The 547-nt window shown below is 67.1% G+C and carries 1 pseudogene; it reads left to right on the top strand.

From position 1 onward, the window contains the following. Positions 1-110 precede the first annotated feature (110 nt). Positions 111-547, top strand: a pseudogene (locus MOV74_RS40035) (bifunctional [glutamine synthetase] adenylyltransferase/[glutamine synthetase]-adenylyl-L-tyrosine phosphorylase); the annotation flags it as partial.

The following is a 547-nucleotide window of genomic DNA, read 5'->3' as shown; positions in this document are numbered from 1 at the left end:
CGGCTGGGCGACGCCCAGCCCGGTCTCGTCGCCACGCTGGTGCTGCCCGCCCGCGCCGGTGCCGGCGACAGGGTTGCTCCGCCAATACCGGATGTGCCACAGAAGGTGGCATGAACCACTCCGCGCCGGGAAACGCGGACAAGCATGGTGAGAGGCTGGCCGCGCGCTTTGCGGAAGCTCCCCATATTGCCGCTTCCACAACCGACGAACGACGTTTCGAAAGCTGGCTGAGCGAGCTCGAGCCGGCCCAATTGGCCCGTCTCGAAGCGCTGCTGGCTTATCCCTTCGCGAGGGATATCCTTGCCGGGATCGCGGAATTCTCGCCCTATCTGTTCGATCTGGTGCGCGCTGATGCCTTGCGCCTGATCCGGCTGCTCGAATGCGATCCGGATTCGCATCTGACGGCGCTGATCGCGGATGCCAGGGGCGCGGTGCTCGCGGCGGCGGATGAGGCCGAGGTGATGCGGCTGCTTCGCCGCATGAAAGCGGAGGCCGCGCTGCTGACTGCTCTGTGCGACATCGGCGGCGTCTGGCCGGTGATGCGGGT

Origin of the sequence: Bradyrhizobium sp. SHOUNA76, from assembly GCF_023006445.1 — a bacterium.
In the GTDB taxonomy this organism is placed as follows: domain Bacteria; phylum Pseudomonadota; class Alphaproteobacteria; order Rhizobiales; family Xanthobacteraceae; genus Bradyrhizobium.
Note: the sequence above shows the minus strand (reverse complement) of the source record. Positions and strands in the feature narration are given on the sequence as shown.